Annotated in this window: 3 protein-coding genes; 1 reads left to right on the top strand and 2 read right to left on the bottom strand. The window is 33.1% G+C overall.

From position 1 onward, the window contains the following. Nucleotides 1–597 (top strand): restriction endonuclease subunit S (locus tag BAU17_RS12710; RefSeq protein WP_237579125.1); only part of this gene is annotated, 597 nt, incomplete at its 5' end. A 74-nt stretch (nucleotides 598–671) separates the two neighbouring features. Here the strand turns inward: BAU17_RS12710 and BAU17_RS12705 are convergent. Both BAU17_RS12705 and BAU17_RS12700 read right to left on the bottom strand, forming a co-directional pair. Next, nucleotides 672–1601 carry a site-specific integrase gene (locus BAU17_RS12705; RefSeq protein WP_161903205.1) on the bottom strand — a complete coding sequence of 310 codons (930 nt, stop codon included), beginning with the start codon at nucleotides 1599–1601 and terminating at the stop codon, nucleotides 672–674. 66 nt (nucleotides 1602–1667) lie between these two features. Next, nucleotides 1668–2195 (bottom strand): restriction endonuclease subunit S (locus tag BAU17_RS12700; RefSeq protein ID WP_202622330.1); only part of this gene is annotated, 528 nt, incomplete at its 5' end.

The raw sequence follows: 2195 nt of genomic DNA, 5'->3' as shown, positions 1-2195 counted from the left end.
GTACCAAAAGTAAGATTTGCGAATTTTGAAGGTGTATGGGAACAGTGTAAGTTAGAAAACTTGACTGATTTTTTCTCGGGACTGACCTATTCACCCGATAACGTTCAAGAAAATGGAACTCTTGTATTACGTTCATCAAATGTAAAAAATAACACGATTGTTCCAGCCGATAACGTTTATGTCAGCAACGAGGTCGCAACTTCTGAACAAGTTCACGTCGGTGATGTAATTGTCGTTGTACGAAATGGTTCACGTTCTTTGATTGGAAAACATGCCTCAGTCAAGCATGAAATGCCGAATACGGTCATAGGTGCTTTCATGACTGGGCTTCGATCTCCGTCACCAAAATTTTTGACTGCGCTTCTTGATACTCAACAATTCAGTGTAGAAATTCAAAAAAATCTTGGTGCGACAATCAATCAGATAACAACTGGCGAGTTCAAGAAGATGAAATTCGTAGTGCCGACTGATGAAGTTGAAAAGGAAAAAATTGGTAGCTTTTTTCATCAAATTGATGAAACCATCACCCTTCATCAACAGAAACTCGAAATGTTACGACAATTAAAACAAGCCTATTTACAAAAAATGTTTGTTTAATTTTATCAATACACATTTCTAATTAACGAAAACGAGCTTACAATAATTGCAAGCTCGTTTTCATATTAACTAAGTTACATTAATTGGGCTAAATGCCTCATAATCTTCTCGTTATCTTGATTTTCTAATTCTTGAATAATATGCAAATAAGTTTCTTGTGTGGTACTCATACTAGAATGTCCTAATCTTTTTGCAACACTAGCAATAGAGACACCAGAAAAAATCAATAATGACGCATGAGTATGACGTAGGCTATGAATAGTAATTATGGGAATATCTGCTTGTATACATAATACTTTCAATCGATTATTGATTGTTGAATTAAAAACTCTTTTTGTTACAAAAATTGGCTTATCTTGTTCCAAATTTTTTATCAGTTGAGAAAATTGCATGGCAGTTTGCCAATCTAATTGTATTTTTCGCTTTGAAGATTCGTTTTTTGTTGGTTGAAAATTCCCTTTTGTCCCTTTATAACTCCATGATTTATTCACATCTATTTGCTGTTTAGAAAAGTCAAAATCATTCGGTGTCAATGCGAGTGCTTCTGAAAATCGGAGGCCAGTTTTCGTTACAAGTAAGATAAACCAGTCCCAATTGATCGTATCAGTCAAATTCAGTTGTTTTAATAAAGCTTGAACTTCAAATTGATTTAAAAACTTTGGCTTTTTAATTGCAGGTTCTTTTCCTTTTATAATAATTTTTCTGGTAGGATTTCTTTCAATTAGTCCTTCATCAACCGCATCTAAAATTGCTCCTTTGATTTGATGATGAAAATCCATTGTCGTTTGTTTTTCATGAGTAAGAGCATACTCGTTTAACAATTTTTGATAACTTTTCCGATCCAAATCACATAATTTTAAATTGGGGGCTAATTCCATTAAATATTGTTGTGCAACTTCATACTTTCTTAACGTCAATGGTCGTACTGCCCCTTCCTTATATAATTCTACCCATTCTTCAAAATACTCATGAAACAATTGCATTGATTTTTTCTTTCTTACCATAATAAAAAACCTCCTAGAATTTTTGTGATTACTCACAAGATAAATTCTAGTGGTTTTAGAAATCATTTATATAAACATTTTTTGAAGATAAGCTTTTTTTAATTGTTGTAATTGTTCGAGTTTCTGTTGATGAAGGGTGATGGTGTCGTCAATTTGTTTGAAGAAAGTACCGATTTTTTGTTGTTCTTCAAAACTCGGAAAAAAGACAATCACTTTATTAATAGTTACTTTAGAGAGAGAAGGAACACCAGTAGACTCATCCATTTTCTTCCAGTTAATTTTTTGAAAAATAGAATATAGAAAATTTAAATCAACAAAAGGCTTAGGTATTGCATAAAATAAAGTATCCACTGTCCAAAAAGGAGCATAAAGAATATAAGGAGAATTAATAGTCCCTTTTCTTCCGATACCTATCCCATCTAAATCATACGAAAGGGCTTCGTCAACACTCAACATATAACCACCAGTTCCGTATACAGGAATATCCCCTCGATTTAGGTGCTTATAATCACGCCCACTATTTACATTAATAGTTTCTTCCAACTTACGCTGCTCCCATACACCCTCAAAATGTGCAAATCTTACTTTTGGTAC

The sequence above is a fragment of the Candidatus Enterococcus willemsii genome, assembly GCF_009933335.1.
Taxonomy (GTDB): Bacteria; Bacillota; Bacilli; order Lactobacillales; family Enterococcaceae; genus Enterococcus_F; species Enterococcus_F willemsii.
Note: the sequence above shows the minus strand (reverse complement) of the source record. Positions and strands in the feature narration are given on the sequence as shown.

What these genes read in the sequence shown, in the direction of transcription:
- BAU17_RS12705 (WP_161903205.1), bottom strand. Translation starts at nt 1,601, where the DNA reads ATGGTAAGAAAGAAAAAATCAATGCAATTGTTTCATGAGTATTTTGAA.